This is a genomic window from Azospirillum brasilense (assembly GCF_008365405.1).
Classification (GTDB): domain Bacteria; phylum Pseudomonadota; class Alphaproteobacteria; order Azospirillales; family Azospirillaceae; genus Azospirillum; species Azospirillum brasilense_D.
Map to the genome: position 1 here is coordinate 196,392 of NZ_QOKV01000008.1, position 25,441 is coordinate 221,832.

The 25,441-nt window shown below is 69.3% G+C and carries 21 protein-coding genes and 1 tRNA gene; 8 read left to right on the top strand and 14 right to left on the bottom strand.

The window, feature by feature from the left end; translation table 11 throughout:
• Positions 1-129: 129 nt before the first annotated feature.
• Positions 130-206 (top strand) — tRNA-Arg (locus tag DS837_RS15045).
• Positions 207-283: 77 nt separating this feature from the next.
• Here DS837_RS15045 and DS837_RS15050 read toward each other — a convergent pair.
• Positions 284-463, bottom strand: a complete 180-nt coding sequence (locus DS837_RS15050) for a hypothetical protein (RefSeq protein ID WP_149165496.1) — start codon at positions 461-463, stop codon at positions 284-286.
• A 658-nt stretch (positions 464-1,121) separates the two neighbouring features.
• Between DS837_RS15050 and DS837_RS15055 the strand changes: the two genes are divergently transcribed.
• Entirely contained in the window at positions 1,122-1,673 is a 552-nt protein-coding gene (locus DS837_RS15055) for a YgjV family protein (protein ID WP_149165497.1), read from the top strand.
• Positions 1,674-1,730: 57 nt separating this feature from the next.
• Here DS837_RS15055 and DS837_RS15060 read toward each other — a convergent pair whose 3' ends face one another.
• Positions 1,731-2,246, bottom strand: a complete 516-nt coding sequence (locus tag DS837_RS15060) for a YciE/YciF ferroxidase family protein (protein ID WP_149165498.1) — start codon at positions 2,244-2,246, stop codon at positions 1,731-1,733.
• A gap of 191 nt (positions 2,247-2,437) precedes the next feature.
• On the opposite strand from DS837_RS15060, the gene DS837_RS15065 reads away from it, so the two are divergent.
• On the top strand, positions 2,438-2,905 hold the full coding sequence (locus DS837_RS15065; RefSeq protein WP_149165499.1) for a PA2169 family four-helix-bundle protein: 468 nt from the start codon (positions 2,438-2,440) through the stop codon (positions 2,903-2,905).
• Between the two features lie 24 nt (positions 2,906-2,929).
• Here DS837_RS15065 and DS837_RS15070 read toward each other — a convergent pair whose 3' ends face one another.
• The 5 genes from DS837_RS15070 to DS837_RS15090 form a co-directional block, all read right to left on the bottom strand.
• Positions 2,930-3,136 (bottom strand): DUF1289 domain-containing protein, encoded by a 207-nt coding sequence (locus tag DS837_RS15070; RefSeq protein ID WP_149165500.1) that lies wholly within the window; start codon positions 3,134-3,136, stop codon positions 2,930-2,932.
• A gap of 99 nt (positions 3,137-3,235) precedes the next feature.
• Positions 3,236-3,769, bottom strand: a complete 534-nt coding sequence (locus DS837_RS15075) for a ferritin-like domain-containing protein (protein WP_103040092.1) — start codon at positions 3,767-3,769, stop codon at positions 3,236-3,238.
• A complete protein-coding gene (locus DS837_RS15080) occupies positions 3,766-4,608 on the bottom strand; it encodes a 2-oxoacid:ferredoxin oxidoreductase subunit beta (RefSeq protein WP_149165501.1) in 843 nt (280 codons plus the stop codon). The genes DS837_RS15075 and DS837_RS15080 overlap by 4 nt, the downstream gene beginning before the upstream one ends.
• Before the next feature lie 20 nt (positions 4,609-4,628).
• Complete coding sequence (locus DS837_RS15085; RefSeq protein WP_149165502.1) at positions 4,629-6,350, bottom strand: 2-oxoacid:acceptor oxidoreductase subunit alpha; 1,722 nt, start codon at positions 6,348-6,350, stop codon at positions 4,629-4,631.
• A 226-nt stretch (positions 6,351-6,576) separates the two neighbouring features.
• Positions 6,577-7,269, bottom strand: coding sequence for a sulfite oxidase-like oxidoreductase (locus DS837_RS15090; protein WP_149165503.1), 693 nt, complete (start codon positions 7,267-7,269; stop codon positions 6,577-6,579).
• 340 nt (positions 7,270-7,609) lie between these two features.
• Here DS837_RS15090 and DS837_RS15095 point away from each other — a divergent pair, with 340 nt between their 5' ends.
• Positions 7,610-9,490, top strand: coding sequence for a sensor histidine kinase (locus DS837_RS15095; RefSeq protein WP_170295864.1), 1,881 nt, complete (start codon positions 7,610-7,612; stop codon positions 9,488-9,490).
• Positions 9,491-9,646: 156 nt separating this feature from the next.
• Here DS837_RS15095 and DS837_RS15100 read toward each other — a convergent pair whose 3' ends face one another.
• Together DS837_RS15100 and aceA are read right to left on the bottom strand one after the other, a co-directional pair.
• Complete coding sequence (locus DS837_RS15100) at positions 9,647-10,210, bottom strand: DJ-1/PfpI family protein (RefSeq protein ID WP_149165505.1); 564 nt, start codon at positions 10,208-10,210, stop codon at positions 9,647-9,649.
• A 669-nt stretch (positions 10,211-10,879) separates the two neighbouring features.
• A complete protein-coding gene (gene aceA / locus DS837_RS15105) occupies positions 10,880-12,157 on the bottom strand; it encodes an isocitrate lyase (protein ID WP_145623284.1) in 1,278 nt (425 codons plus the stop codon).
• A 188-nt stretch (positions 12,158-12,345) separates the two neighbouring features.
• Here aceA and DS837_RS15110 point away from each other — a divergent pair, with 188 nt between their 5' ends.
• The 3 genes from DS837_RS15110 (at position 12,346) to DS837_RS15120 (ending at position 16,773) form a co-directional block, all read left to right on the top strand.
• Positions 12,346-13,788, top strand: coding sequence for a helix-turn-helix domain-containing protein (locus DS837_RS15110; protein WP_149165506.1), 1,443 nt, complete (start codon positions 12,346-12,348; stop codon positions 13,786-13,788).
• 182 nt (positions 13,789-13,970) lie between these two features.
• Entirely contained in the window at positions 13,971-14,744 is a 774-nt protein-coding gene (locus DS837_RS15115) for a ferredoxin--NADP reductase (protein WP_149165507.1), read from the top strand.
• A 202-nt stretch (positions 14,745-14,946) separates the two neighbouring features.
• The gene (locus DS837_RS15120; RefSeq protein ID WP_149165508.1) at positions 14,947-16,773 is read left to right on the top strand and encodes a glycoside hydrolase family 17 protein; all 1,827 of its coding nucleotides are present in this window, start codon (positions 14,947-14,949) and stop codon (positions 16,771-16,773) included.
• Positions 16,774-16,821: 48 nt separating this feature from the next.
• On the opposite strand, the gene DS837_RS15125 is transcribed toward DS837_RS15120, so the two are convergent.
• Positions 16,822-17,532, bottom strand: a complete 711-nt coding sequence (locus DS837_RS15125) for an orotate phosphoribosyltransferase (RefSeq protein WP_149165509.1) — start codon at positions 17,530-17,532, stop codon at positions 16,822-16,824.
• A gap of 254 nt (positions 17,533-17,786) precedes the next feature.
• On the opposite strand from DS837_RS15125, the gene DS837_RS15130 reads away from it, so the two are divergent.
• Positions 17,787-19,466, top strand: coding sequence for a response regulator (locus DS837_RS15130; RefSeq protein WP_247889939.1), 1,680 nt, complete (start codon positions 17,787-17,789; stop codon positions 19,464-19,466).
• Between the two features lie 44 nt (positions 19,467-19,510).
• On the opposite strand, the gene DS837_RS15135 is transcribed toward DS837_RS15130, so the two are convergent.
• The 4 genes from DS837_RS15135 to DS837_RS15150 form a co-directional block, all read right to left on the bottom strand.
• On the bottom strand, positions 19,511-21,811 hold the full coding sequence (locus DS837_RS15135; RefSeq protein ID WP_247889940.1) for a mechanosensitive ion channel domain-containing protein: 2,301 nt from the start codon (positions 21,809-21,811) through the stop codon (positions 19,511-19,513).
• Positions 21,812-21,997: 186 nt separating this feature from the next.
• A complete protein-coding gene (locus tag DS837_RS15140; RefSeq protein WP_149165511.1) occupies positions 21,998-23,728 on the bottom strand; it encodes an oligopeptide/dipeptide ABC transporter ATP-binding protein in 1,731 nt (576 codons plus the stop codon).
• Entirely contained in the window at positions 23,725-24,528 is an 804-nt protein-coding gene (locus DS837_RS15145) for an ABC transporter permease subunit (RefSeq protein WP_149165512.1), read from the bottom strand. The genes DS837_RS15140 and DS837_RS15145 overlap by 4 nt, the downstream gene beginning before the upstream one ends.
• Positions 24,528-25,238, bottom strand: a complete 711-nt coding sequence (locus tag DS837_RS15150; RefSeq protein ID WP_170295865.1) for an ABC transporter permease subunit — start codon at positions 25,236-25,238, stop codon at positions 24,528-24,530. Before DS837_RS15150 ends, DS837_RS15145 begins: the two co-directional genes overlap by 1 nt.
• Positions 25,239-25,441 lie beyond the last annotated feature (203 nt).

Sequence of the window (25,441 nt, forward strand, 5' to 3'; positions counted from 1 at the left end):
AGCCCCACCGCCGGGCAATCGACCGCGTGAAAAGGCGAAAAAAGGTCTTGCAGCCCGGAATCCTTTTGAGTAAGTTGCGCGCCTCGACGACGGACGGTTACAGCCGCCGCCGGGAAGACAAACAGGAATGCGCCCGTAGCTCAGCTGGATAGAGCACCAGACTACGAATCTGGGGGTCAGGAGTTCGAATCTCTTCGGGCGCGCCATTCCTTCCAGTTTGCACAAGAAAGCCGCCCTTGGGCGGCTTTTGTGCTTTCTGGTGCTTGCCTCGCTGGCGCTTGTCTCAGCGGCTTTTCTTTTTCGGTGTCGTCCGCTTCGCCTTGGGCGGTTTGGCCATGGCGTTGAACAGGGTGGTCTGGTTGCGCCGGGCGGCGGCGTTGAACACGCCGCTCCAGAAACCGATCGCCTGACTGGCCGACCGGTTGGCCATGGACAGCCAGATGCTTTGTGGTGTCCCCTTCATGCTTCCCCCTTTTTGAAGTCCTGCCGATCAATCTCGGTCAGGGAGGTAACAGGGCGGCGCGGTCATGCTCCCGCGACGATCGCGCGGCGATGGCGGACCCGCGTCCAGGACATGGTCAGGCCGACCCGCTCGGCGCAGCCATAATGCCAGGGGCGGTTCTCGCTATCGCCGGCCCAATGCGGTTCCCCGGCCCGCAAAGGTTTCCCGCAATGGCAACAGGTGGGTGGTGCGGGAAGACGTGCGGCGTCCCGTTTCGTCAGCTGGGTCATAGGGCATCTCATCCAGAGCGTCTTATTCCAGAGGCGTCTCAGGCACGGCGTTTCGGGAAGGCACGGCGTCGAGAGCGTGTGTTGTTGAGCGTGTCATCTTGCGGTGCGAAGAATGACGGCCCAGCCGTTCCGGGGAAACGTCGCAAAGGTGAAATGCCCATGGGGTGCCCCCGACCACAGGGGTATGCCCATGGTCAGGCCATGGGTTGCGAGATCGTTGGCATTAAACGCTTTTTGCCTTTATCCCGAGTCAGTGCGGCGGGACGGGACGCCCACTCTTGATCACACCCCGATTCACAGCCGGTTAACCATCCGCGCCTAGCGTCCGCCCCCTTCGCCGCGGCTTTTTGCTGCGGCGCAGCATTTTCCGAAGGGTGAAGGCGTTATCCATGGTTTTCCTGTTGCACTACCTGCCGTCCCTGTCGCTGGTCGCGGTGAGCGGGCTTGCCGGTCTGGCGTTGGGCGTCCTGTCCACGCTGCTTCAGGACCGGCGGGCGATCCTGACCGCGCAGGCCGGGGCCGGCGCGTTGTTCGTCGTCCACTTCTTCGCTCTGGGTGCCCATACGGGGATGCTGATGTGCGCGCTCGGCCTCGTGCAGATGGCCGCCGCCTATCCGGAACGGCGGCCCCGCTGGCTGGGCGTGCTGTTCGCCCTGACCGTCCCGGCGGCGCTGGCCGTCGCGGCGGCGACGTGGCAGGGTCCGATGTCCGCCCTGTCGGCAGCGGGCTTCGTTCTGGGCACCATCGGTCGCTGGCAGAGCACGGTCGGGCGGATGCGGCTGTTCTTCCTGTCCTCGACGGTGGTCGGGGCCGGCCACAACGCGCTGGCCGGTTCGGCTTTCGGGCTGGCGTCGGACGCGATGACCCTGTCCGGCCATCTGCTCAGCCTGTGGCGCGCCCGCCCGGCGGTTCGCCGGCATTCGGCGCTGGCGGTGCATTGACGAACGGAAACCGCGCCGGGGACGGCGCCCCGGCGCGGCTTTGACGATGTTTTGGTATCAGCGCTTCGCTTCGGCGACGCCGGCGGTTTCCCGGCGCTCCAGATAGGTCTTGGTGAGCTGCGGCAGGCGCTGTTCCAGCCACGCCGCCATCTCCAGCTCCTCGTCCAGGCTCGGCTGCAGCATGCGGGCGATCTCCGGCTCCCCGGCCTGTTCCGCGGCGGAGATCAGGGCGCGGTAGTTGGCGATCTCGAAATGCTCGAAGGAATAGTCGAAGATCGACGCCTTCACGATCTCGTCCGACGCCACGACCCCGGACAGCGACTGCGCGTTGCCGATCAGCATGGCGACGCCGGTCTTGATGGCCGAGGTGTCGGTGCCCAGACGCTGCAGGCACTGCTTCAGCCGGTCGGCCTGCCGGTTCGACACCTCGATGTGCTCCTGCACCTTGGCGAGGACGTCCGGGTAGTTCTTGATGCGCTCCGCCTGCCGCTCCAGCATCTCGACGGCTTGGCTTTCCATGGCGTGGGCGTCGCGGAGCCAGTCGATCAGGGTTTCCTTGGTGGTGTTGGCCACAGGTCCTCTCCCTCGTTGCGTTATCGGACAGTCCATTGGGGATGGAGCGACAACAGGCGGGACGGCGGTTCGTCACCATCGGGCGATGCGGCCCGACCGACCGGAGCCCCCTTCGGATGCATCAAGGAACCTTCACCGGGGCGGGAGGTTTTTCAAAGCGGATGGGCAGACTGCCAGGGGAGGGAGCGGCCATGTCGGCAAATGAACCGGCCATGATGGGAAAAGACCAGATCGTCGATACCCTTAACGATCTGATCCGCATCGTCGAGGACAGCCACGAAGCCTATCGTCAGGCCGCGGAAGCTTTGGAGGACGAGGATCTGAAGGCGCTGTTCAACGATCTCGCCGCCCAGCGCGGCGCCATCGTGCGGGAGGTGCAGCGCCTCGTCGCCGAACAGGGCGGGGCGCCGGACATGGGCGGCACCGTGATGGGCGGCGCGCACCGCTTCTTTTTGGAACTCAAGACCAATGTGCTGGGCCACGACCGCGAGGCGATCCTGGCCGAGGTGCAGCGCGGCGAGGGCGAATGCGTCCGTGCCTACGAGGAGGCCTTGGCCAAGGAACTGCCTTTGCCGATCACCGCGGTGGCGGTGCAGCATCTCGACCGCATCCGCGCCGACCGCGACCGCATGACCCTGCTGCGCGGTGCGGCGGCCTGACGAAAGAAGCCGGTTTAGGGACGGTCACTCCGCGGCGGCGGCCTGCCGGTTCTCCAGATCCGCCAGCAGGGCGCGCTTCTGGTCGGCGTCCATGTGCTTCCAGCCGCGGATTTCCTCCAGCGTGCGCAGGCAGCCGATGCAATAGGCGCGGTCGGCGGTCAGCTTGCACACGCTGATGCAGGGGGACGGGACGAGGACGGCGGGCGCGGTGTCGGGGGTTCCGGCGGTCATTACCAAAGGCCAAAAGGAAACGGGACGGCGCTGGGCCGTCCCGTCCTTACCATCCGGCGGCTCTCCGCCTCAATCTTAAAGGCCTTTTGCCCGATCGTTTCAGTCGGAGATGTTGGGCGGGTCGGGATCGTCCGACCAGTCGTCCTTCGGGGCCGGGTAGCGCTCCAGCCATTTGCGGACCAGGGCGACGTGGCCGGCCTCCTCTTCCGCGAACTCGCGGGCGAGGCGGGCGACCTCCGGGTCCTTCGTCTCGGCGGCGACCGAGGCGTAGTAGTTGTTGCCCTGATGCTCGCTCAGCAGCGCCATCTTCAGCGCGTGGTGCGGCTTCATCAGATAGTGGGCGTTCTCGAAGGCCGCGGCCTCCGGCGATTCGGTGGTGGCGTCCCACTGGAACTCCCAGGGGGCGACCTTGGGCAGCGCGCCGTGCTCCCTGGCGATCTGCTTCACCTCTTCGGCGTGTTTGGCCGAGTAGGTGGACAGATCGCGGAACAGCTTGGCGACCTCCACATTGTTGTGGGCTTCCATGCTGTCGGCCAGTTCGGTGTAGCGCTCCGCCGCCTCGATCTCCAGCGCCAGCGCGTGGGCCAGGAACAGACCGACGTTGGCGGCCCCGTTCAGGACTTTCGTCTTCATACCGCGAACCCCTCTTCGATCTGGGCGATGCTGTGGGTGGCCGTCGATCCCGGCTGGAACGGACGACGGTTGCCGGCGAGGAAGATGCCGAGGCCGAACCCGTCGTCCTCGAGGACGGCGCGCATCGCCTCGTTCGGGTCGTCCGTCGGCTCGCGGCCGTAGGGGTGGACCGTGCTCTTCCAGCCGCGCTGCTCGGGGCGGAAGGTGACGCAGGGGGACAGGATGTGGATGACCGAGAAGCCGGGGTGCTTCACGCCTTCCACGATCAGGCGGGCGACCTCGTTCGGGTTGTTGGAGAAGCCGCGGGCGACGAAGTTCGCGCCGCAGGCCAGCGCCAGGGCGACCGGTTGGATCGGGTTGACGCCCGGGCCTTCCGGGGTCAGCTTCGACTCGCACCAGTCGGCCTCGGTGGTCGGCGAGGCCTGACCCTTGGTCATGCCGTAGACCTGGTTGTCCATGACGATGTAGGTCATGTCGACGTTGCGGCGGCAGGCGTGCAGGAAGTGGTTGCCGCCGATCGAGAAGCCGTCGCCGTCGCCGCCGAAGATCAGCACGTTCAGCTCGGGCCGGGCCAGCTTCACGCCGGACGCCACGGCCAGCGAGCGGCCGTGCACCGTGTGGTAGCCGTAGACGCTGGTGTAGGCGGGGATGCGCGACGAGCAGCCGATGCCCGACACCACGACGGTGTCGTGGCGCTCCAGCCCCATGGTCGCCATGGCGCGGGTGATGCCGGCCAGCACGGAATAGTCGCCACAGCCGGGGCACCAGATGGGCTTCACGTCGGATTTGTAGTCGCCGGGCAGCGGGCCCACGACATCGTCGGTCAGATGGGTATCCATGGATTTCGTGCTCCGGCCGGTCAGATCAGGGAAAGAAGCGTCTCGTGAACCTCGCGGGCGCGGATCGGCAGCGGGCCGGGGCGGCTGAACACCGACACCGCGCCCGGCAGGTCGTAATGCCCGCGGAGGAACTTGTGGAACTGGGCGCCGTGCGTCTGCTCGACGACCAGGACCTTCGTGACGCCGTCCAGCGCCGCGGCCAGCTTGGCCGGCTGGACCGGGGAGATCAGGCGGATGGCGACCAGCCGGGCCTTGGTGCCGGCGGCCTCCAGCCGGCGCACCGCCTCGCGCGACGGGCCGGTGGCGGAGCCCCAGGTGACGACGGCGATCTCGCCCTCGCCCTCGATGTCGGCCCAGGCGTCGCCATAGTCGTGGGAGGTCAGCTTGCGCAGCCGTTTGTCGAGCTGCTTCTGGTGATCGGACGCCTGCGAGGAGGGCAGGGCGTTCTCCGCATGCTCCAGCCCGTCGGCGGTGTGCTCGCCGCCCGGCATGCCGGGGATGGCGGCGGGGGAGACGCCCGATTCGGTGTCGGCGTAGCGCCGGTACTTGCCCTCGCCGCCGAGATCGCTCGCCAGCAGCCGGTTGGCCTTGTGGGGGGCGTCGGCCGGCTTGTCGACGATGGCGCGGGACTGGCCCATCGCCTGATCGGACAGCACGATGGCCGGGGTCTGCAGCGCCTCGGCCAGATGCACCGCCCACTGGGTGGTGAACAGGCAGTCGGCGATCGAGGTCGGGCCGACCACCAGATGCGGGGCGTCGCCGTGCAGGCCGTAGACGGCGATGTTCAGGTCGGACTGTTCGGACTTGGTCGGGATGCCGGTGGAGGGGCCGCCGCGCTGCACGTCGACGATCACCACCGGGGTCTCGGAGGCCACGCCGAGGCCGATGCATTCGGTCATGAGCGACAGGCCGGGGCCGGCGGTCGCGGTGATCGAGGGCACGCCGCTGAAGGAGGCGCCCAGGCACATGGCGATGGAAGCCAGCTCATCCTCCGCCTGGACCAGCTTGCCGCCGGTCCTGGCGAGGTTGGGGGCCAGCCATTCCAGGATCTCGGTCGCCGGCGTGATCGGATAGGCGGCGCAGAACTTCACCCCGCCCTTCAGCGCGCCCAGCCCGGCGGCCTCGTTGCCGGAGATGTTCCAGCGGGTGGCGCCCTCTTTGTTGGGGGCGGCCAGTTCCAAGCCGAGGTTCCAGCCGGCGGCCTCCTTGGACCCGGCGTCGATGCCGGCGTTGGACGCCTGGATGGCGGCCTCGCCCTTCTTGCCCAGCGCCTTCTGGATCACCGCGTCGATGCCGGCGCGCGGCAGGCCGACGATCGCCGCGACGGCGCCCAGCCCCACCATGTTGACGCGCCCGCCGGGGATGCGCCCGGCCAGCTCCTTGATCGGCAGCTCGACCTGCTTGGCGCCGCTGGCGGCCAGGACCGCGGGCACCTCGCCCTGGCTGGGGTCGGTGATGATGACGCTCTTCTCCGACAGGGGAAGCTCGGCCGCGAAGCGCTCCACATTCTGCCAGTCGAAAGCGATGATGATGTCGAAACGGTCCCCCGGACCATGAACGGGTGTCGGCGACAGGCGAACGAGGGCGGCGGCTTCACCGCCACGGATCTGCGGGCCGGTCGATCGCGACATCAATCCGTACCATCCCACGTTGGCGGCGGCATCCAGCAGCATCTGTCCGGCGGTCATCGCGCCGGCGCCACCGCTGCCCACCAGGGCAATCGTGACCGAGTCCACTGTCATTGGTTAATCCCTTGCGTCCGAATGTGAGTCGCCCGACGCCCGTACGGCTACGTCAGCATTGCGGAACAGGGAAATGATCTGGCGCAAATCAGACGCGAGACGTCACGATTTTGCGAAGTCACGTCATGGAATGGTCCGACCAAGTCTTGATTGGTGACCGGTCATCCCTTGGCACCGACTGTTGCCGGGATTGTTTCTGGACCGGAATGGCGGGCGCCGTCGCACGCTACTCGCTGTAGCGTTCTTCCCGCCAGGGGTCGGCGTCATTGTGATAGCCGCGGACTTCCCAATAGCCGCGGCGATCCTCCGCCAGGAACTCGATTCGCTTCACCCACTTGGCGCTCTTCCAGAAATAGAGCTTCGGCACGACGACTCGGACGGGTCCGCCATGGTCGCGGCTGATCGGCTGGCCCTCCCAGCCGGTGGCGAGCAGCGCGTCCTCCGCCGCGAAGGCGTCCAGCGGCAGGTTGGTGGTGTAGCCGTCCGAGGAGTGGCAGAGGATGAAGCGCGCTTCGGGCCGCGGCCGGACGACCGACAGCAGGTGCCGCGTGGACACGCCCTCCCACTGGTTGTCGTAGCGCGACCATGTGGTGACGCAGTGGATGTCGGAGACGACGCGCTCCCGCGGCTGGGCCTGCAGGTCCGCCCAGCTCCAGGTGACGGGGGTGTCGACCAGCCCGTCCACCGCCAGGGTCCAGGTCGTCTCGGTCACCCGCGGCAGGATGCCGAGATCGAGCACCGGCCAGGTTTCCACCAAGCGCTGGCCCGGCGGCAGGCGGTCGCGCGCCGGGTCGGCGGTCTCACCGGTCAGGCCCCGGCCCTCGCGGGCCCATTGCTGCTTGGTGGCGATCAGCTTGTCGCGGATCTGGCCGTCCTGCGGGATGTCCTGCGGGCCATCTTGAGGAATCTCGTCGGCCATGGCGGCCCTCCGAAAGGGTGGATCGGCAGCGATGCCTCTGGTGAGCGGTGCCGATTTATGCATGGATGGGCGCCGGTGTCAGCGCCGATCCCGCGGTTTCTTGCGGTGCGAAAGGCTGAACCGCTACCCTTTCCGTCCCGTTTTCCACGCTTGGGCCGGAAATAGACGGTTCGGACGGTTGCCCTGCCCCTGTTCACGCCCTGCCTTGCTCTGATAGCATGTCCGCCATGCATTACCTGCCATGTTGCCGCCCATGACCGCCGCTCTGCCCGTCATCCCGCAAGCCGATGCGGCGTCCCCTGGGTTGGATAGGGGCGGGTTGGATAGGGGCGGGCCGGAGATGACGCGGGAAGATATGGCCGGATTGCAATGGCTGGACGCGCTCGCCACGCCGCTGTGGCTGCTCGATCCCGATGGGCTGACCCTGTGGCTGAACGCCGCCGCCCGCGCGCTGATCGGCCTGGAGCGCGACGCGCCCGCCGCCGCCGTCCGGGTCAGCCTGTCCAGCCGTTTCTCCGCCGCGCTGCAGCAGGCCGCCGCGGGGCGGACGGTGGACGTGCGGGCGACCATCCACGCCCCCCTGTCCCTGCCGCTGGAGGTGGATCTCCGGCTGGCTCCGGCGCCGCGTCCGAGCGGGCTGATCCTGGCCGAAGCCCCCGCCGACAGCGGCGCCCGGCAGGAGATGATGCGGCTGAACGAGCAGCTCATCGCGCTGTCCTACGCCTATCCCGACATCCGCTTCGAACTGCTGCGCGACGGCACCATCCTCGACTTCGCCGCCGCCAGCCCCGGCGACCTGAACGTGCCCGCCGAGCGCTTCCTGGCCCACCGGGTGCAGGAGGCGCTGCCCGAGCCCGCCGCCGGGCTGCTGGCCGCCGGGCTGGGGCGGCTGAACGAGGGGCAGACGGTCATCGGCCTGGACTTCTCGCTGCCGCCGCCCTCAGAGCAGAGGGGGGCCACCAAATTCTTCGAAGCGCGGCTGGTCGCGCTGCCCGACAGCGACCGTGTGATGTGCAGCATCCGCAACGTCACGGAGCGGGTGGAGGCGGAAAGCGCGGCCCGGCGCGCCCACCATCTGCTGTCCGACGCCATCGAATGCATCACCGAGGGCTTCGTGCTGTACGACGCCCAGGACCGGCTGGTGCTGTGCAACGGCCGCTATCGGGAGCTGTTTTCCGCCAACACCGACCTCATCACGCCGGGGGCGCGGTTCGAAGAGGTGCTGCGCGGCGGGGTGGAGCGGGGCGTCTATCAGGTGCCGGACGGCGACCTGGAGGGCTGGATCGAGCGGCGCATCGAGCAGCACCGCAGCGCCGGACCGCCGATGGAGGTGCAGCTTCACGACGGGCGCTGGATTCGCATCGAGGAGTGGCGGACCTACGAGGGCGGGACTGTCGGCATCCGCGCCGACATCACCGACCTGAAGGCCCGCGAGGCGGAGCTGAGCGACGCCCGCGACGAGGCCGAACAGGCCAACCAGCGCAAGTCCGACTATGTCCACCACCTGAGCCATGAGCTGCGCACGCCGTTGAACGCCGTGCTCGGCTTCGCCCAGATCATCCATGACGAGATGATGGGGCCGAACAACCCGCGCTACCGCGAGTATGCCGGGCAGATCGCGGCGGCCGGCGTCTACATGCTGGACCTCATCAACAATCTCCTCGACCTCGCGCGGATCGAGGCGGGGCGGATGGACCTGCACGAGGAGGCCTGCAATCTCTCCCTGCTGGTCGACCTGACCTTCGGCATGATGCAGCCGCGGGCGTGCGAGTCGGCGGTGTCGCTGTGCATGGAGATTCCCGACGATCTGCCGAGCCTGCACGGCGACGCCTCGCAGATCCGGCAGATGCTGACCAACCTGATCGGCAACGCCATCAAGTTCGCCCCCCCCAAAAACGGGCGCGTGTGGGTGCGCGGCGAGCTGACGGAGGACGGCGGCATCGCCTTGACCGTCACCGACAACGGCATCGGCATGCGGCCCGAACAAATTCCGGTGGCGCTGGACGCCTTCGGGCAGGTGCATGGCCGCAACCAGGGTCAGAACAACCACGGCCGCGACCGGGCGGCGGAGCGCGGCTCCGGCCTGGGGCTGCCGCTGACCCGCGCGCTGATCGCGCTGCACGGCGGCACCTTCCACATCGACAGCCGGCTCGGGGCCGGAACGACCGTGCGCCTGACCTTCCCGCCCTGCCGGGTCGGCGGAGGCACGCGGCCGTTCTGAGGGCTGAAAAACGCGCCCCCCTGAAACGCGCCCCCTGAAACGCGCAACGGCCGCACGCGCTGGACGCGCGGCGGCCGTGGACTCACACGACGAAACCCGCAGGAAAGACGGGCAGCCTGTCGAGGCGCGGTGGCTTGGCCTTAAGCTGGCTTGGCCTCAGGCGGCCTTGCGCATGGCGGCGGCCTCGGAGAAGACCTTGACGATCTGCTCGACGAAGGCGGCCAACTCGTCATGGCCCAGCGCCGTGATGGTCACGTTGTCCACCACCAGGGCCTCGTCGCTGATCTTGCCGCCGGCGGCTTCCAGCTCGGCGCGGACGGCCTCGGGGGCGGCCAGCGTGCGGCCCTTCAGCTTGCCCGGGATGGCCAGGAGCTGGATGCCCTGGTCGATCGCGGCGATCGGCTTGCCGGCGTCCAGGAAATGGCCGACGATGCGGCGGGTGTGCGCGCTCTGCTGGAGCTTGGTGACGCTGCGCTCGCCACCCGGCAGCAGCAGCATGTCATAGTCGGCCCCCAGAACCTCACCGACCTGCTTGTCCACCGGGAAGTAATGGCCCCAGGACTTGCCGTGCCAGCCGTTCACCAGACCCTGTTCGGGAGAAATCGTACGAAGAGTAGCGCCGGTCTTGAGGAGAGCCCGTTGCGGCTCCGTCATCTCCAGTTCCTCAAAGCCGTTGGCGACGAGAATGGCAATGCTCTTTCCTGCGAGGGGTTGATCCATACTGTCTTGTCCTTTCATCGTTCAACCAGTGTGCGCGGGCCATCGCGAAGAATGCGCCGTTGGGGAAAAGAAACGGCGCACGCCGCGCAAGGCTTTGCGCGGCGATGGGACCCGCAGCCGGCCCTCGTCAGGTGAGGTCCGGCGGGGGGCGGTCACGCCCCTGATCGGTTTGTGGTGAGCATGGAACACAAGTGGCGGCAACGAGGTCCCAAGTCAATGGCTTATTCCGCACTGCAACGCAGCTTCCCCACCGCGGGGAAGGGCAACCGGCGCGGCGATTTCGCGGTTGCGCTCAAGACTTAATCACGATTTCCCGATTGTGGCGGTTGGCATGGCGCAGGTCAGCCATGCCGTCATGGCGCGGCTGTGACAAGCAGCGGGCGCAAAAAGAAGCGGCCGGGGGCGGACCCCCGGCCGTTTGAAGTCAATAGCGTCAGCCGTTCGAAGAGATCCGGCTCGCACACCGGATCGGGAACCACCGGTCACCGGGGCGGCGGGCCGAAGCCAACCGTCCACAGGATCGGCGCAAACCGGTCATACGGCCCGAGCCGGGGAGGCTGCCGCGATGGGCGGCCGTATGACCCTTTCACACTTTGCAGGGGGCAAAGTGCTGTCTCGTTCAAAGCGGGTGCGTCCGGCGGATGGAACCGGACGCGCCCAGCCTTTCGATCAATGGAACTGATCGGCCTCGGTGGAGTCCTTGTAGGCGGTGGTGGAGGACTGGCCGCCCGAGATCGCCGTGGCGACCGCATCGAAGTAGCCGGTGCCGACCTCGCGCTGGTGCTTGGTCGCGGTGTAGCCTTCGGCCTCCGCCGCGAATTCCGCCTCCTGCAACTCCGAGTAGGCGGCCATGCCGCGCGCCGCGTAGCCCTTTGCCAGCTTGAAGGCCGAGTAGTTCAGGCTGTGGAAGCCGGCCAGCGTCACGAACTGGAACTTGTAGCCCATGGCGCCGATCTCGCGCTGGAACTTGGCGATGTCCGCCTCGTCCAGGTTGGCCTTCCAGTTGAAGCTCGGCGAGCAGTTGTAGGCCAGAAGCTTGTTCGGGAACTCCTTGCGGATCGCCTCGGCGAAGCGCTTGGCCTCCTCCAGGTTCGGGCGGGAGGTCTCCCACCACAGCAGGTCGGAGTAGGGGGCGTAGGACAGGCCGCGGGCGATGCAATGCTCGACGCCCGTGCCCTTCTTCAGGCGGAAGAAGCCTTCCGAGGTGCGGCCGGCGTCGAAGTCGATGAAGGGATGGTCGCGCTCGTCAACGTCCGAGGTGATGAGCTGGGCGGACTCCGCGTCGGTGCGGCAGAGCACGATGGTCGAGGTGCCCATGGTGTCGGCGGCCAGACGGGCGGCGTTCAGCGTGCGGATGTGCTGCTGCGTCGGGATCAGCACCTTGCCGCCGAGATGGCCGCACTTCTTCTCCGACGCGAGCTGGTCCTCGAAGTGGACGCCCGAGGCGCCGGCCTTGATCATCGCCTTCATCAGCTCGAAGACGTTCAGCGGGCCGCCGAAGCCGGCCTCGGCATCCGCGATGATCGGCGCGAACCAGTAGGTGTCGCCCTTGCCCTCGGCCGTCTGGATCTCGTCGGCGCGCTTGAAGGTGTTGTTGATGCGCTCGACCACCGCCGGCACCGAGTTGGCCGGGTACAGGCTCTGGTCCGGGTACATCTGGCCGGCCAGGTTGGCGTCGCCGGCGACCTGCCAACCCGACAGGTAGATGGCCTTCAGGCCGGCCTTCACCGCCTGCATCGCCTGGTTGCCGGTCAGGGCGCCCAGCGTGTTGATGTACGGCTCGGTGTTCAGCAGCTCCCACAGGCGCTGGGCGCCCATCTCGGCCAGCGTGTACTCGATCTTGACCGAGCCGCTGAGGCGCTTCACGTCGTCCTGGGTGTAATCGCGCTTGATGCCTTCGAAGCGCGCGGCGCGGAGAGCGGCCTTGGTCTTTTCATCGAGCGACATGGTCGTTTTCCTTCTTTTCGTCACCGTTGCGCTGCTTTTGAGCGCTGCCCTGACAAAACAACTAAAACGCTCTTCGCTGCCTTGCAACATGCCCTTGTTTGTAAAAGGGTCTGTTTGTAAACTGCCGTCCGAAAAGCTCTGTAAATCAGTAAATATTGTAAATCTGCTCAGCTGGAGTTGGGGCGGTCATGGACAAGAAGGCGATGCTGGGTCCGAAGGTGCGTCGGCTGCGCCGCGACCATGGGCTGACCCAGGCCCAGATGGCCGAGCAGCTGGGCATCTCCCCCAGCTACCTGAACCTGATCGAGCACAACCAGCGCCCGGTCACCGTGCCGCTGCTGCTGAAGCTGGGCCAGCAGTTCGGGGTGGATCTGCAAAGCTTCGCGGAGGACGAGGAGAGCCGCCTCGTCGCCGGCCTGCGCGAGGTCTTCGCCGACCCGCTGTTCGACGGCTCCGACATCAAGAACCAGGACTTCCGCGAACTGGCGGCGGTCGCCCCGACGCTGGGGCAGGCGGTGGTGGCGCTCTACCGCGCCTTCCGCACCAGCCGCGACGACCTGCAGACCCTGTCGGAACGGGTGGCCGACCGCGAGAAGCTGCATCTGGTCCAGACCTCCTCCTTCCCGCAGGACGAGGTGCGCGACCTGTTCCAGGCCCATTCCAACCATTTCGCCGAGCTCGAGACGGCGGCGGAGGAGCTGTGGCAGGAGGGCCGGCTGGAGAAGGGCGACCTCTACCGGGGCCTGACCGACTATCTGCTGAACAACCACAGCGTCCGCGTCCGGCTGCTGCCCTCCGACATCATGGGCTATGCGGTGCGCCGGTTCGACCGGCACGGGCGGCGCATCCTGCTGTCGGAGATGCTGGCGCCGTCCGGGCGCAATTTCCAGCTCGCCTGCCAGATCGCCCTGCTGCGCCACCGCGACCTGCTGAACCACATCGTGGAGGCATCGGGTCTGACCGGCGATGAGGCGCGGCGGCTGGCCCGCATTGGCCTCGCCAACTATTTCGCGGCGGCGGTGGTGATGCCCTACGCCCGTTTCTGGGAGGCGGCCAATCAGGTTCGATACGACATCGAAATATTGCGGCGCCGGTTCGATGCCTCGTTCGAGCAGGTCTGCCAGCGGCTGACCACGCTGCAGCGGCCGGGGGCGAAGGGCGTTCCCTTCTTCCTGATGCGGGTGGACAGCGCCGGCAATGTGTCCAAGCGCTTTTCCGGCGCCGGCTTCCATCTGGCGCGCTTCGGCGGCGGCTGCGCCCGCTGGATCGTCTACGAGGCCTTCCGAACGCCGGGAAAGATTCACAGCCAGCTGGCGCAGATGCCCGACGGCACCACCTACTTCTCCATCGCCCGCACGGTGGTAAAGGCCGGCGGCGGCTTCCGCAGCCCGCCGCAGCAGTTCGCCATCGCGCTGGGCTGCGACCTCCAGCACGCGGCGCAGATCACCTATGCGGACGGTGTGGATCTGGAAAACACCGAGGCGGCGACGCCCATCGGTGTGAATTGCCGGCTCTGTCCGCGGCTGGATTGCTCGCAGCGTGCCTTCCCGCCGCTGAACCATCGCCTGATTGTCGATGAGAATCTGCGTGGTTTGTCGCCCTATCTCTTCGCCCCGCCGGCGGGAGAGTAGGGCCGTTTATTTTGCAATATCGTCTTGTGGTAACCGAAAAGCCACAACAAAATTGTTGGTATAAATTAGTGGTCTGTTGACGAATTTGTTGTTAAAGAGATGTGCTGCAATGCGGCACGGCTTGGCTTCTGAAACGACACCGGCCACAGCATGCCGGTCACCGAAACGGACCTGCGGATTCCATGAGCAATCTGATTCATGAGCGCGTCCTGCGCGTTCACCACTGGACGGACACGCTGTTCAGCTTCACCACCACGCGCGATCCCTCGTTCCGTTTCGATCCCGGACAGTTCACCATGATCGGCCTGGAGGTGAACGGCCGGCCGCTGCTGCGCGCCTACAGCCTGGTCAGCGCCAGCTACGAGGAGACGCTGGAGTTCTTCTCGATCAAGGTGCAGGACGGCCCGCTGACCTCGCGCCTCCAGCATCTGAAGGAAGGCGACACGCTGCTGGTCAACCGCAAGGCGACGGGCACGCTGGTCACCGACAACCTGCTGCCGGGCCGCAACCTGTACCTGCTCAGCACCGGCACGGGCCTCGCCCCGTTCCTCAGCATCATCAAGGACCCGGAGATGTACGCCCGGTTCGACAAGGTGATCCTGACCCACACGACGCGTACGGTGGGCGAACTGGCGTACGGCGACATCATCAACACCGTCCTGCCGGAGAACGAGTTCTTCGGGGAGGACGTCAAGCAGAAGCTGATCTATTACCCGACCGTGACGCGCGAGCCGTTCCGCAACCAGGGCCGCATCACCGACCTGATCCGCAACGGCAAGCTGTTCTCGGACGTCGGTCTGGCCCCCTTCGACCGCGAGGTCGACCGCGTGATGATCTGCGGCAGCCCGGCCATGCTGGACGAGACCAGCGGCATCATGAACGAGCTGGGCTTCTCCATGGGCCACAACGGTGAACCCGGTCATTACGTGATCGAAAAGGCTTTTGTGGAACGCTGAGCGGAATCGCTGGAATAAAGCGGGCCGTGGTTCGTTGATGGATCGTGACGATGGCACGTCATCAACTCCAGCCGGCCCGGTTGGGCCGGATTGGTCCTTGACGGGCGCGTCTCCCTCCGGGGGCGCGCCCGTTTTCCTTCTGGAGCTACCCGGTTCGCCAGACCGTTTTGCCGATCCCGCATTTGGTGTAGACATCCCCTCCATGCGCCTCATCACGATCCTCGCCGTGCTGCTCGTGGCCGGCCTCGCGAATTTTGCCGTCTGGTTGCTGCCGAACCAGCCGGTGCCGCTCGACCCGCCGCCCGGTGGCAAGCTGAAAAGCGTGTCCTTCGCGCCCTTCCGCGACGGGCAGAGCCCGCTGACGCAGACCTTCCCCAGTGTGGAGCAGATCGACGAGGACCTGGCGGCCCTCGCCCCGCAGGTGGCGGGGGTGCGCACCTACACCTCGCTGGAGGGGCTGGAGGTGGTGCCGGAGCTGGCGCGCCGCCACGGCATGCAGGTCACCATGGGGGCGTGGCTGTCGTCGCGGCTCGACAAGAACGAGAAGGAGGTCACCTCCCTCATCGACCTCGCCAACCGCTACCCGGACGTCATCACCCGCGTGATCGTCGGCAACGAGGTGCTGCTGCGCCGCGAGCTGACGCCGGAGCAGGTGGCCGGCTACATCGACCGCGTGAAGGCGGCGGTGAAGCAGCCGGTGTCCTACGCCGACGTGTGGGAGTGGTGGCTGAAATACCCGCAGATCGCCGATCACGTCGATTACCTGACCATCCACCTGCTGCCCTATTGGGAGGACGTGCCGACCGACGTGGCCGGCGCCATGGAGCGCATCCGCGGCAGCTACCGCACCATCGCCCAGCGCTTCCCCGGCAAGCCGATCCTGGTCGGCGAGACCGGCTGGCCGACGGAAGGCCGGTCGCGCGGCGCCGCGGTCACCGGGCTGGTCAACAAGGCCAAGTTCGTCAACGGCTTCGTCCGCCTCGCCGAGCAGGAAGGCTTCGACTACAACGTGATCGAGGCCTTCGACCAGGGCTGGAAGGCCAAGCTGGAGGGCACGGTGGGCGGCCACTGGGGCCTCTACACCGCCGACCGTCAGGCGAAGTTCGCCCTGGCCGGGCCGGTGGTGGAGAACCGCCAATGGCCGATGCTGTTCGGCGTCTCCTCCGGCCTCGCGTTGGCGCTCGTCATCGGGCTGACGCTGCGCGGCCGTCCGCTGACCGCCGGGGCCTTCGCCGCTCTGGCCTTCCTGGCGCAGGCGCTGTCCACCCTGTTCGTCCACGCCGTCTGGGGCGCCCTGCACGGCAAGCACTACCCGCAGGACGTGGCGCTGTCCGTCGTCATGCTGGCGGCGACGGCCGTGCTGTCGATGGCCGTTCTGCTGGCCGCCAGGCGGGCGCTGGGCAGCGGCGGTCTGGCGCTGGAGCCGCTGGCCCCGCTGCGCGGCCGTCCGGCGCTGTCGCGGCTGGAGACGGTGGGCAAGGCCGCCGCCGTCGTGCTCGCCCTGTTGGGGATCGCCTGGAGCTTCCTGATCGTCTTTGACGGACGCTACCGCGACTTCCCCAATGGGTACTTCGCTCTGCCGGCGCTCGGCCTGCTGGCGCTCGGCGCCATGCGCGCCACGCGGCGCCCGGAGGGCACGGGAGCGCTGGCCGCCTGGGGAATCGGCGGGTTGTTCCGCCCCGCCGTCCCAGTCGCCGATTCCCCGGTGGCCGATGCTCCGGCGAGCGGCCTGTGCGGCGCCGTCCGCCGCCTGCCGCTGGAGTCGGCGCTGGCCGCCCTGCTGCTGCTCGGCGCGCTGCTGACCGTGCTGGCGGAAGGCGTGGTTCCGATGGAGTCGCTGATCTACGGGCAGCTTCCCATCATGGAGGCCCTGCACGAGGTGGTGTGGACCAGCCCGAACTGGGAAGCGCTGTCCTGGGCCGGTCTTCAGCTTTTGCTGGCGGTGCCCTACGCCGCCGCCGTCCTGGCCGCCCGCTGTGGCGAAACCGCCCGCGCCGGCCACCAGTGGGCCCGCATCGCCGGGCAGTGACCGGTTCCCCCTCTCCCGCTTGGCGTGGGAGAGGGGATAGGACCCGCTTCAGGCCGCCTTCTCGCTTTTCCGGCCTTTCTGGTGCTCCGCGGTCCAGCGCTTGGGGTCGTGCAGATAGGCGTGGATTTCGCCCTGGGCCTGCCCGTCCAGGTAATGGCCGCGGTTCGCCACCTCCAGCACGTCCCACCAGGTCGCCAGCGCGTGCATCGTGATGCCCAGCGGGGCCAGATGCTCCTGGATCTCGTCGAAAATCCCGTATTGGAACAGCACGAACAGGTCGCGCACGTCGCAGCCCGCCTCCTTCAGCGGCTGGGCGAAGCGGGCTTTGCGGTGGCCGTCGGCGGCGATCTGCTCGACCAGGAGCACGCGCCAACCCGGCTCCACCCGCCCTTCGATCCGGTGCTTGTAATCCTGCTGGCCCTCCGGCGCTTCCTTGCGCACGAAAACGAGGGGAAGCTCCATCCGGTCGGCGATCAGCGCGGCCCAGGGCACGCCGGCCCCCTCGGCGGCGGCGATGGCGTCCAACTCGCCGTCGCCGATCTCCTGTTCGATCATCCGCAGCGCGAAGTCGAGCACCTCGTCGCGCACCGCGGGGTAGGAGAGCAGCCGCCGCCCCTCCAGATGAACCGGGCTGACCAGCCCCGACCCGTGGCGGCACAGATGGTCCGGGTCGTACCGGACGCAGCCGGTTTCGATCAGATGGCGGGCCACGCTGATGGCCCCTTCGCGCAGTTCGATGTCCCAAGCGTCCGGTATCATGCCCTGCCCCCGTCGTTTTCCCGTTGTTTTCTCAGCTTCGGTTTTTTTCGCCTCACACCTTTCTCCCGATGATCCCCCGTTCGGGGCGGGCCGCAACCCCTCCACACGCGCCGGGCTGGGCGCTTTGGTGGTAGCCGGAACGGAGGAAGACAACGCGCCGCAGCCTCCCTCCGCCTGCAGTCGTGTGTGTGAAGGCGCCGGGGTGGTTGACACGGCCCGCCACAAACGTTGAAAAAGAGAATCGAATTGTAGCCATGCAGCTTGGCAGAGCGGGGCGGGGAGCGGCGATGTCGGACATCCAGGGCTGGGGCCAGGACGAGGACGACGACCTGCTGTTCGCCGACGAGGACGCTCCAGATCCATTGTCCGCGACGTCCGGCCCCGCCGCCGCTCCCTGGAAGCTGCTGATCGTCGACGACGATCCGGAGGTGCACGCGATCACCCGCGTCGTGCTGAACGACGTGACCTTCGACGGGCGGCGCCTGCATTTCCTGTCCGCCCATTCGGGGGGCGAGGCGCGGGCGATCCTGAACGACCATCCCGACATCGCCGCCGTCCTGCTGGACGTGGTGATGGAGACGGAGGACGCCGGCCTGCGTCTGGTCCACCACATCCGGGAGGTGCTGGGCAACCGGCGGGTCCGCATCATCCTGCGCACCGGCCAGCCCGGCCAGGCGCCGGAACGGCGGGTGATCGTCAGCTACGACATCAACGACTACAAGGCCAAGAGCGAGCTGACCGCCCAGAAGCTGTTCACCACCACGGTGGCCGCCCTGCGCTCCTACCAGCACATCGACACGATCGAGCGGAACCGGCAGGGGCTGGAGACGATCGTCGACGCCGCCGGCACCCTGTTCGAGCAGCGCTCCATGGACCGCTTCGCCGTCGGCGTGGTGGAGCGGGTCGCCGCCCTGCTGCCGCGGGCGGCCGGCGCCTTCCTGTGCGCGGTGCCGTCCGGCCTAAATCCGGAAGGCCCCAATCCGGAAGGTCCCAATTCGGAAAGCCCGCCGCACGGCCGGTCGTGGGAGGCGGTGGTGCTGTGCGGAACCGGCGTCTTCGCCGATGCCGCCGGCCGACCGGTCGGCGCCGTGCTGCCGGACGCGGCCTGCGCCGACATCGCCGCCGCCCTGGCGCGGGGCTGCAGCCTGCACCGCGACGACCACAGCGTCGCACCGTTCCAGACCCGGAGCCCCGGCCCCGTCGCGCTGTTCATCGGCGGGCATGGCGGCCTGCCCGACGTCGAGCGTCGGCTGCTGGAGATCTTCTGCTCCCGGATGTCGGTCGGGTTCGACAACGTGGCCCTCTACGAACAGCTCCGCCTCGCCCAGATCGCCACGGTGCACGCCCTGGGCAAGCTGGCCGAATACAAGGACGAGGTCACCGGGGAGCATGTCCGGCGCATCGGCCGCTGGGCCACCGCCATCGCGCGGGAACTCCAGGCGCAGGGCGCTTGCGGCGGCGCGGCGGACGACCTTTTCTGCGAGCTGATCGGGCTGGCCAGCATGCTGCACGACGTCGGCAAGGTCGCCATCCCCGACCAGATCCTGCGCAAGCCCGGCAAGCTGGCTCCCGAGGAAATCACCCAGATGCGGGAGCACGCGACCATCGGCGGGCGCATCCTGCGCGACGCCTCCGGCCCGGTCGGCGGCCGCAGCTACCTGTCGATGGGGGCGGAGATCGCCGAGAGCCACCACGAGAAGTTCGACGGCACCGGCTATCCCCACGGGCTGGCGGGCGACGCCATCCCGCTGTCGGGCCGCATCGTGGCGGTCGCCGACGTCTACGACGCCCTGCTGCACCGCCGCCCCTACAAGGAGGCGTGGGAGTTGGCAGCGGTGGTCGATCTGATCCGCGCCGAGGCGGGCCGGCACTTCGACCCGCGCGTCGTCAGCGCCTTCGTCGCGGTCCTGGAGCGCGGCGGGCCGGAGGCGTAGAGCACCCCCCGGCCGCACCGTTCCATGTGCGAGCCCCGGCCTTTTTAAGAACCTTGGCTGAGCGCCTCGGCCAGCGCGCGGTCGGGGTGGTTGCCGCCGACGATGAGCTGCATGGAGCCGGTCGGCACCTCCACCCCCAACTCCTCGAAGCGCTTCCTCATGCGGCGGTTGAACTCGCGCGACACGCCCCACTGCCGGGTCGGGCGGGTCTTGAAGCGCGCGGTGATCAGCTGGGTCGAGTCGGGCTGGAACTTGTCCAGGCCCATCACCTCCAGCGGCGCCATGATGTCGGGCGCGAACAGCGCGTCGGTCTGCAGGCTGGTGCCGATGTCCTTCAGCAGCTCGATCACGCGGTCGGGGTCCTCGCGGTAGGCGACCCGCACCTCGAACAGGGCGTAGGAGAAGTCCTTCGACATGTTCTTGACGGTGCTGACCGAGTTGAAGGGCACCGTGTGGATGGCGCCCGACCCGTCGCGCAGCCGGATGGAGCGGATGGAGATGGCCTCGACCACGCCGGAATGGCCGCCGCCCACATCCACCACGTCGCCGATGGAGATGCTGTCCTCGAACAGGATGAACAGGCCGGTGATGATGTCCTTGACCAGGGTCTGCGACCCGAAGCCGACGGCCAGACCGACCACACCGGCACCGGCCAGCAGCGGCGCGATGTTGACGCCCAGCTCCGACAGGGTGATCAGCGACACCATGGTCACCAGCACCACCAGGAAGGCGTTGCGCAGCAGCGGCAGCAGGGTGCGCACCCGCGCGCTGCGCTCGATCCGCGTGCCGTTGCGGTCGGTGGAGGCGAGGAAGCGCTCGATCATCGCGCTGACCACCTCCCAGGCGACGATGGAGCCGACAAGCAGAAGGCCGATGGTGACCGTGCTGCGCAGGATGCGCTGGCCCAGCCGCGTGTCCGTCCAGGCCAGCGTGTCGAAGCCCCAGCCGTAGAGGATCATCATCGCCGCGCCGACCCAGATCACCGTCTTCACCACACGGTGCAGGAAGGGCAGGTAGAGGGAGGCGCGGTCCTTCAGCGGCGGCAGGGCGCCCTGGCTGTCCGGAACCATGCGCAGACCGCGGCGCAGGCCGCGGTTGATGCCGTTCACCAGCAGCCGGGCGACTACAGCGACCAGGATGGTGGTGCCGGTGGCGCGGGCCAGATACTCGAACCCGCCATAGACGTTCAGCACCCAGACGCCGAAGGTCACCACCACGTAGATGATCGCCAGCACGTGCCAGACGTCGGCGAAGCGGCGGCGGGCGGAGCGCAGGACGGCGCCCTGGCCTTCCGCCTCGCGCTCCGCGGTGGCCGTCGGGTCGCCGTCGCCGGACAGCGGGTTGCCGTGCATCCAGTCGGCGACGATGCGGCGGTTCTGCAGGATCAGCGCGATCAGCATGCCGGCGATGGCCAGCCCCAGCAGCTTCAGCAGCGCCCCGTAGGCGCCCAGCGGCAGACCCAGCACATAGGCGCCCTCCGCCAGGAAATAGCCGTAGACGCCGACCGCGGCCACCCGGCGGACCCAGCGGTAGAGGCGCAGCGCGTTGGCGTCGCCCACCCGCACCATCCGCAGGGACGGCGCGAAGGGCGAGATCAGGATGCGGGCGGCGACCAGCAGGATCTGCAGGATGACGGTGGCGTTGATGACCGCCAGCGCGACCAGCCGGACGCGCGGCCCCGGCTCGCTGACCGACAGGATGGCGTAGGCGACGACGATGAAGGCGGCGATGGGCGCCAGCTCCAGCAGCGCGCGGCCGAGCAGCAGCGGCAAGCGCACCAGCACCGTGGTGCCCCGGCGGGCGGCCAGCGCGTTGCGCGGGCGGGCGAGCAGCCAGCCGACGAAGCGCTCGATCGCCAGACCGGCGGTCAGGATCATCGTCAGCTGGATGGCGATCTGCACCCAGCGGTCGCGGGCGGACGGGTCGACCATCTGCCGGTTCGCCCACTCGATGGCGCCGGGCAGCTCCTTGAACACGTTGCCGACCTGGACGAGCTGGCGGCTCAGCACGTCCATGCGCTCGGCCAGGAAGGACAGGGCGCTGGCGCCGATGGTCTCGGGCAGGGTGCTGGCCGCCGGGGCCTCCTCGGCCTTTGCCTGCTCCAGCCCTCTCTGCGCGGCGACCAGCGCCTTCAGCTGCTCGACCAGCCGGGTGCGGGCTGCCGGGTCCTCCAGCGTCGTGATCATCGCCTGCATCTGCTCGGGCGTCGGATCGGGCGAGGCGGCGGATTCCGCGGGGGCCGCGGCGGCGGGGGCCGGCATGGCGGCCCCCGGAACCGGGCCGGCGGCCAGCGACGGCGCGGCGAGGCCGGCGAGAAGCAGCAGAAGGACGGCGAGTGCGCCCATGCAGGGGACCGTCCACCGGGTGCGTGCGCGAAGCATCCCTGTCCTTTTCCGTGATTTCAGCAATGCGGGCGTGAAGGCCGGCGACGTTATCCCGTGCCCGCCTCCTTGCCAACCCGCGCAGTTTCAGACCTTTTTGGGACGGAATTGCGGCCCCGCCCGAAGCGTCGGCGGGCTCCGGACAGGGGTTCAGGGGGCTTTTCCGCCAACCTGGGCGTCGTCTTGAGCACCGTCTTGCGCGTCGTCCTGCGCGACATGGCAGGCGACTCGGTGGCCCGGCGCCACGGGGGCGAGCGTCGGGGGGACCTGGGCGCAGCCGTCATGGGCGAGCGGGCAGCGCAGCCGCAGGGCGCAGCCGGTCGGCGGGCGCAGGGGGGAGGGCGGATCGCCGTGCAGCGCCGGTCGGGCCAAGCCGGCCGCCGCGATCAGCGCGCGGCTGTAGGGGTGGCGCGCTCCGGCCGCCAGAACCGCGCGGTCCGCCGACTCGACGATCCGGCCGAGCAGGAGCACCAGCACCCGCCGGGCCATCCGCAAGCCCTCCCCGGCGTCCTGGGTGGCGTAGAGCAGGGCCAGCCGGCGGCGGCGGCGGATCGCCTGCAGCAGGGCCAGGAAGTCGGCCCGCTCCGCCCCGTCGAGCGTCGCCGCCGGTTCGTCGCAGACCAGCAGGCGCGGCTCCGGCAGCAGGGCGCGGGCCAGCCCGGCGCGCGCCGCCTCGGCCGGACGGAGCGAACCGGGATAAAGGTCGAGGACCGCCGCGGGAAGCCCGACCTCCTCCAGCGCCTCGGCCAGCCGCGCGGCGCGGTCGGCTGTGGATTGGGCGGCGGAGCGGGAAGGATGCAGCGACTCCAGCGTCTCGGCGAGCTGCGCGCCGATGGTCATCAGCGGGTCGAAGGCGGCCAGCGGATCGGGGAAGAGGATTTGCAGATCCCGCCGCGCCCGGCGCATCGCCTCCGGCGGGGCGGCGGCGAGGTCGGTGCCCAGCCAGGACACCTGACCGCCGACCGGCGGCACCAGCCGCAGGATGGCGCGGGCCAGCACCGACTTGCCGCTGCCCGTCTCGCCGAGCAGGGCCAGCGTCTCGCCCTCGGCCAGTTCGATGGACAGGCCGTCCAGGACGGTCAGCCAGCGCTCCTCGCCGCGCCAGCCCCGCCCCAGCGGGAAGGCGACGCGCAGGTCGCGCACCGACAGGATGGGCGGGCCGGAGGGCGCCGGCTCCATCGGGGGCGGGGCGGGGGCGGGCTCCTCCTCCGGCGCTTCCAGACGCCCTTGGGCCAGGATCAGGCGGCGGTCGGCCAGATTGGAGCGGGCCAGACCGGAAGGAACCGGATCGGGTTGCGGGCGTCCGGCCAGCAGCAGCGCCGTCCCGGCCTCGCGCGTCCAGGCGGCGAGGTCGCTCAGCAGGCGGACGCGCTGGGTGGGGTCGAGTGCGGCGGCGGGGGCGTCGGCGAGCAGCAGCGCCGGCTCCGCCGCCATGGCCAGCGCCAGCGCGGCCCGCCAGCGCATCGCCTCGCCCAGCTCGTGCGGGTGGAGCGCCAACCGGCGCGCGGCGGCTGGCACCTGGAAGCGCTCCAGCGCCTCGGCGGCACGGCGCAGGGCGGCGCGCTCGTCCAACCCGGACTGTCGGGACAGCAACTCCACGAACTGGGCGCCCAGCGTGCGAAGCGGGTCCAGGGCGCCGTCCTGGGTGACCAGGATGCGCCGCCCCCGGATCTGGATGTCCCCCAGCACCGTGACGCCTTTCGGGGCCAGCCCGGCCAGCGCGCGCAGCAGCAGCGTCTTGCCCGCCCCGGCGCCGCCCGACAGGGCCAGCACCTCGCCGGGCTCGACGGCGAAGCTCAGCCGGTCGAGCAGGATATCGCGGCTGGTCAGCAGGGACAGCCCCTCCACCCGCAGCGGCGCGCCGTCGTCCGTTCCGCTCACCGGCGCCCTCCTGCGGTGGCGGCTGTTGAGAAGGCCAGCCGCATCCCGTCGCCCACCCCGTGCAGCGCCCACAGGGTCAGCGCCAGCAGCAGCGCCGGCCCAGCCAGCGCCACGGCGTCGCCCGCGCGTGCCGCCGCGCCGATGGCGGTTCCCCAGCCGGTCACCCCCTCCGGCAGGCCGAGGCCGAGCAGGCTGGCGAGGCTTTCCGCCATCAGGGCGCGGGGAAGGGCGGTCCAGGCCGCGGCGGCGAGCGGCAGGACCGCGTTGGGCAGGATGTGGCGGCGCAGCCGGCGTCCGTTGGGAATTCCGGCGGCCTGGGCGGCGCTCAGGAACTCCCGGCGCAGCAGGGCGCGCAGCTCGTCCCGCGCGATGACGGCGACCGCCGGGGCGGCGATCAGGGCGGTCACCACCGCCATCGGCGCCAGTCCGCGCTCCGGACCCAGCAATCCGCCGGCCAGCGGCAGGACCAGCGCCAGGGGCAGGCCGGTCAGGGCGGCGGCAGGCGCCATCATCATCCGCTCCGCCCGCTCGCCCAGAGCCACCGCGGCGGCGGCCCAGAACAGGCCGAGGGTGGCCCCGCCCAGCCCGGCGAGCAGCGCGAAGGTCAGGCTCTGGTGCCCGGCGGCCAGCGCCGCCCCCACCGGGCCGCCCCCGGCGACGAGGCCGGCCGCGACCGCCAGCATCAGGGCCGCGAGAACGGTCAGCCCCGCGGCGGCGGGCCGATGCGCGGTCAGCCGCTGCCCGGCTTTCTGCCAGGGGCCGTCGCGCCAATGAGAGTCGGTGCCGGCGGGTCCGTGCATCAGGCCATCCGGGCGCGCGGGTCGATCCAGCCGCGCAGCGCGCCGCCCAGGGCGCCCAGCAGCACGGCGAGGCCGCACAGCCCGGCGAGCGCGGCGAAGGCCATGCCGGTATCCCCGGCGCGCGCCGCCTCGACGAACAGCCGCCCGGCACCGGAAAAGCCGGTCCCGAACAGGCTTTCCACCGCCACGGCCGCGGTCACCGTTCCGGCCGCGGCGCTGCGCAGGCTGCCCGCCGCCGCCGACAGGCCGAGCGGCAGAGTGAGCCGCCAGAGCAGGGCGGAGCCGTCGATTCCCCGCCCACGGGCCGCCAGCAGAACGGTGTCCTCCGCCCCGGCCCGCGCCCGGCCGGCAAGCGTCGCGGCCTGGGCAGCGGCGGGCAGGGCGAGGGCGGCAAGGGCCAGCAGGAAAGGCGCCTTCGCCAGCGTGGCGGTGAAGACCGCGGCCAGCAGAAAGCCCGGCATGACCGGACCCACCCCGCCCAGCACGGCGCCGCCCGCTCCGCCCATCGCGCCGAGCAGGGCGCCGAGCACGGTCCCCAGCGCCAGCGCCGGCAAAACCAGCGCCAGCGTCGCCGGCAGGGCGGCCAGCACGGTGCCCAGCGCCGGCGCCCAGCCGGGTCCCGCCAGCGCGGCCACCACGGCGGCGGCGAGCGCGAGGCCCAGCAGGGCCGGCACCACGGCCAGCACCCGGCGCAGGACGAGCCTCAGCATCGGCCCTGCCGAGGGAGGGTGGCCGTGACGGGGGGAGTCGACGGAGGAGCGGACAAGCGGATCACAACAGGCGGGCCATGACAAATGAGACACGGGACAATGGCGGACACGAATGGATTCCTCCTGACGGTACCCAGGTCCCGGCCGGTCGGGCAATGGAATTTCGCCTCTCGGCGGGGGGTGGGGAGGGTTGGGCGGCTGCG

Excerpts from the sequence above, each read along its gene's own strand:
- DS837_RS15050 (WP_149165496.1), bottom strand. The coding sequence starts at position 463 with ATGAAGGGGACACCACAAAGCATCTGGCTGTCCATGGCCAACCGGTCG.
- DS837_RS15055 (WP_149165497.1), top strand. The coding sequence starts at position 1,122 with ATGGTTTTCCTGTTGCACTACCTGCCGTCCCTGTCGCTGGTCGCGGTG.
- DS837_RS15065 (WP_149165499.1), top strand. The coding sequence starts at position 2,438 with ATGTCGGCAAATGAACCGGCCATGATGGGAAAAGACCAGATCGTCGAT.
- DS837_RS15070 (WP_149165500.1), bottom strand. The coding sequence starts at position 3,136 with ATGACCGCCGGAACCCCCGACACCGCGCCCGCCGTCCTCGTCCCGTCC.
- DS837_RS15075 (WP_103040092.1), bottom strand. The coding sequence starts at position 3,769 with ATGAAGACGAAAGTCCTGAACGGGGCCGCCAACGTCGGTCTGTTCCTG.
- DS837_RS15080 (WP_149165501.1), bottom strand. The coding sequence starts at position 4,608 with ATGGATACCCATCTGACCGACGATGTCGTGGGCCCGCTGCCCGGCGAC.
- DS837_RS15085 (WP_149165502.1), bottom strand. The coding sequence starts at position 6,350 with ATGACAGTGGACTCGGTCACGATTGCCCTGGTGGGCAGCGGTGGCGCC.
- DS837_RS15090 (WP_149165503.1), bottom strand. The coding sequence starts at position 7,269 with ATGGCCGACGAGATTCCTCAAGATGGCCCGCAGGACATCCCGCAGGAC.
- DS837_RS15095 (WP_170295864.1), top strand. The coding sequence starts at position 7,610 with ATGACGCGGGAAGATATGGCCGGATTGCAATGGCTGGACGCGCTCGCC.
- DS837_RS15100 (WP_149165505.1), bottom strand. The coding sequence starts at position 10,210 with ATGGATCAACCCCTCGCAGGAAAGAGCATTGCCATTCTCGTCGCCAAC.
- aceA (WP_145623284.1), bottom strand. The coding sequence starts at position 12,157 with ATGTCGCTCGATGAAAAGACCAAGGCCGCTCTCCGCGCCGCGCGCTTC.
- DS837_RS15110 (WP_149165506.1), top strand. The coding sequence starts at position 12,346 with ATGGACAAGAAGGCGATGCTGGGTCCGAAGGTGCGTCGGCTGCGCCGC.
- DS837_RS15115 (WP_149165507.1), top strand. The coding sequence starts at position 13,971 with ATGAGCAATCTGATTCATGAGCGCGTCCTGCGCGTTCACCACTGGACG.
- DS837_RS15120 (WP_149165508.1), top strand. The coding sequence starts at position 14,947 with ATGCGCCTCATCACGATCCTCGCCGTGCTGCTCGTGGCCGGCCTCGCG.
- DS837_RS15125 (WP_149165509.1), bottom strand. The coding sequence starts at position 17,532 with ATGATACCGGACGCTTGGGACATCGAACTGCGCGAAGGGGCCATCAGC.
- DS837_RS15130 (WP_247889939.1), top strand. The coding sequence starts at position 17,787 with ATGCAGCTTGGCAGAGCGGGGCGGGGAGCGGCGATGTCGGACATCCAG.
- DS837_RS15135 (WP_247889940.1), bottom strand. The coding sequence starts at position 21,811 with ATGGGCGCACTCGCCGTCCTTCTGCTGCTTCTCGCCGGCCTCGCCGCG.
- DS837_RS15145 (WP_149165512.1), bottom strand. The coding sequence starts at position 24,528 with ATGCACGGACCCGCCGGCACCGACTCTCATTGGCGCGACGGCCCCTGG.
- DS837_RS15150 (WP_170295865.1), bottom strand. The coding sequence starts at position 25,238 with ATGCTGAGGCTCGTCCTGCGCCGGGTGCTGGCCGTGGTGCCGGCCCTG.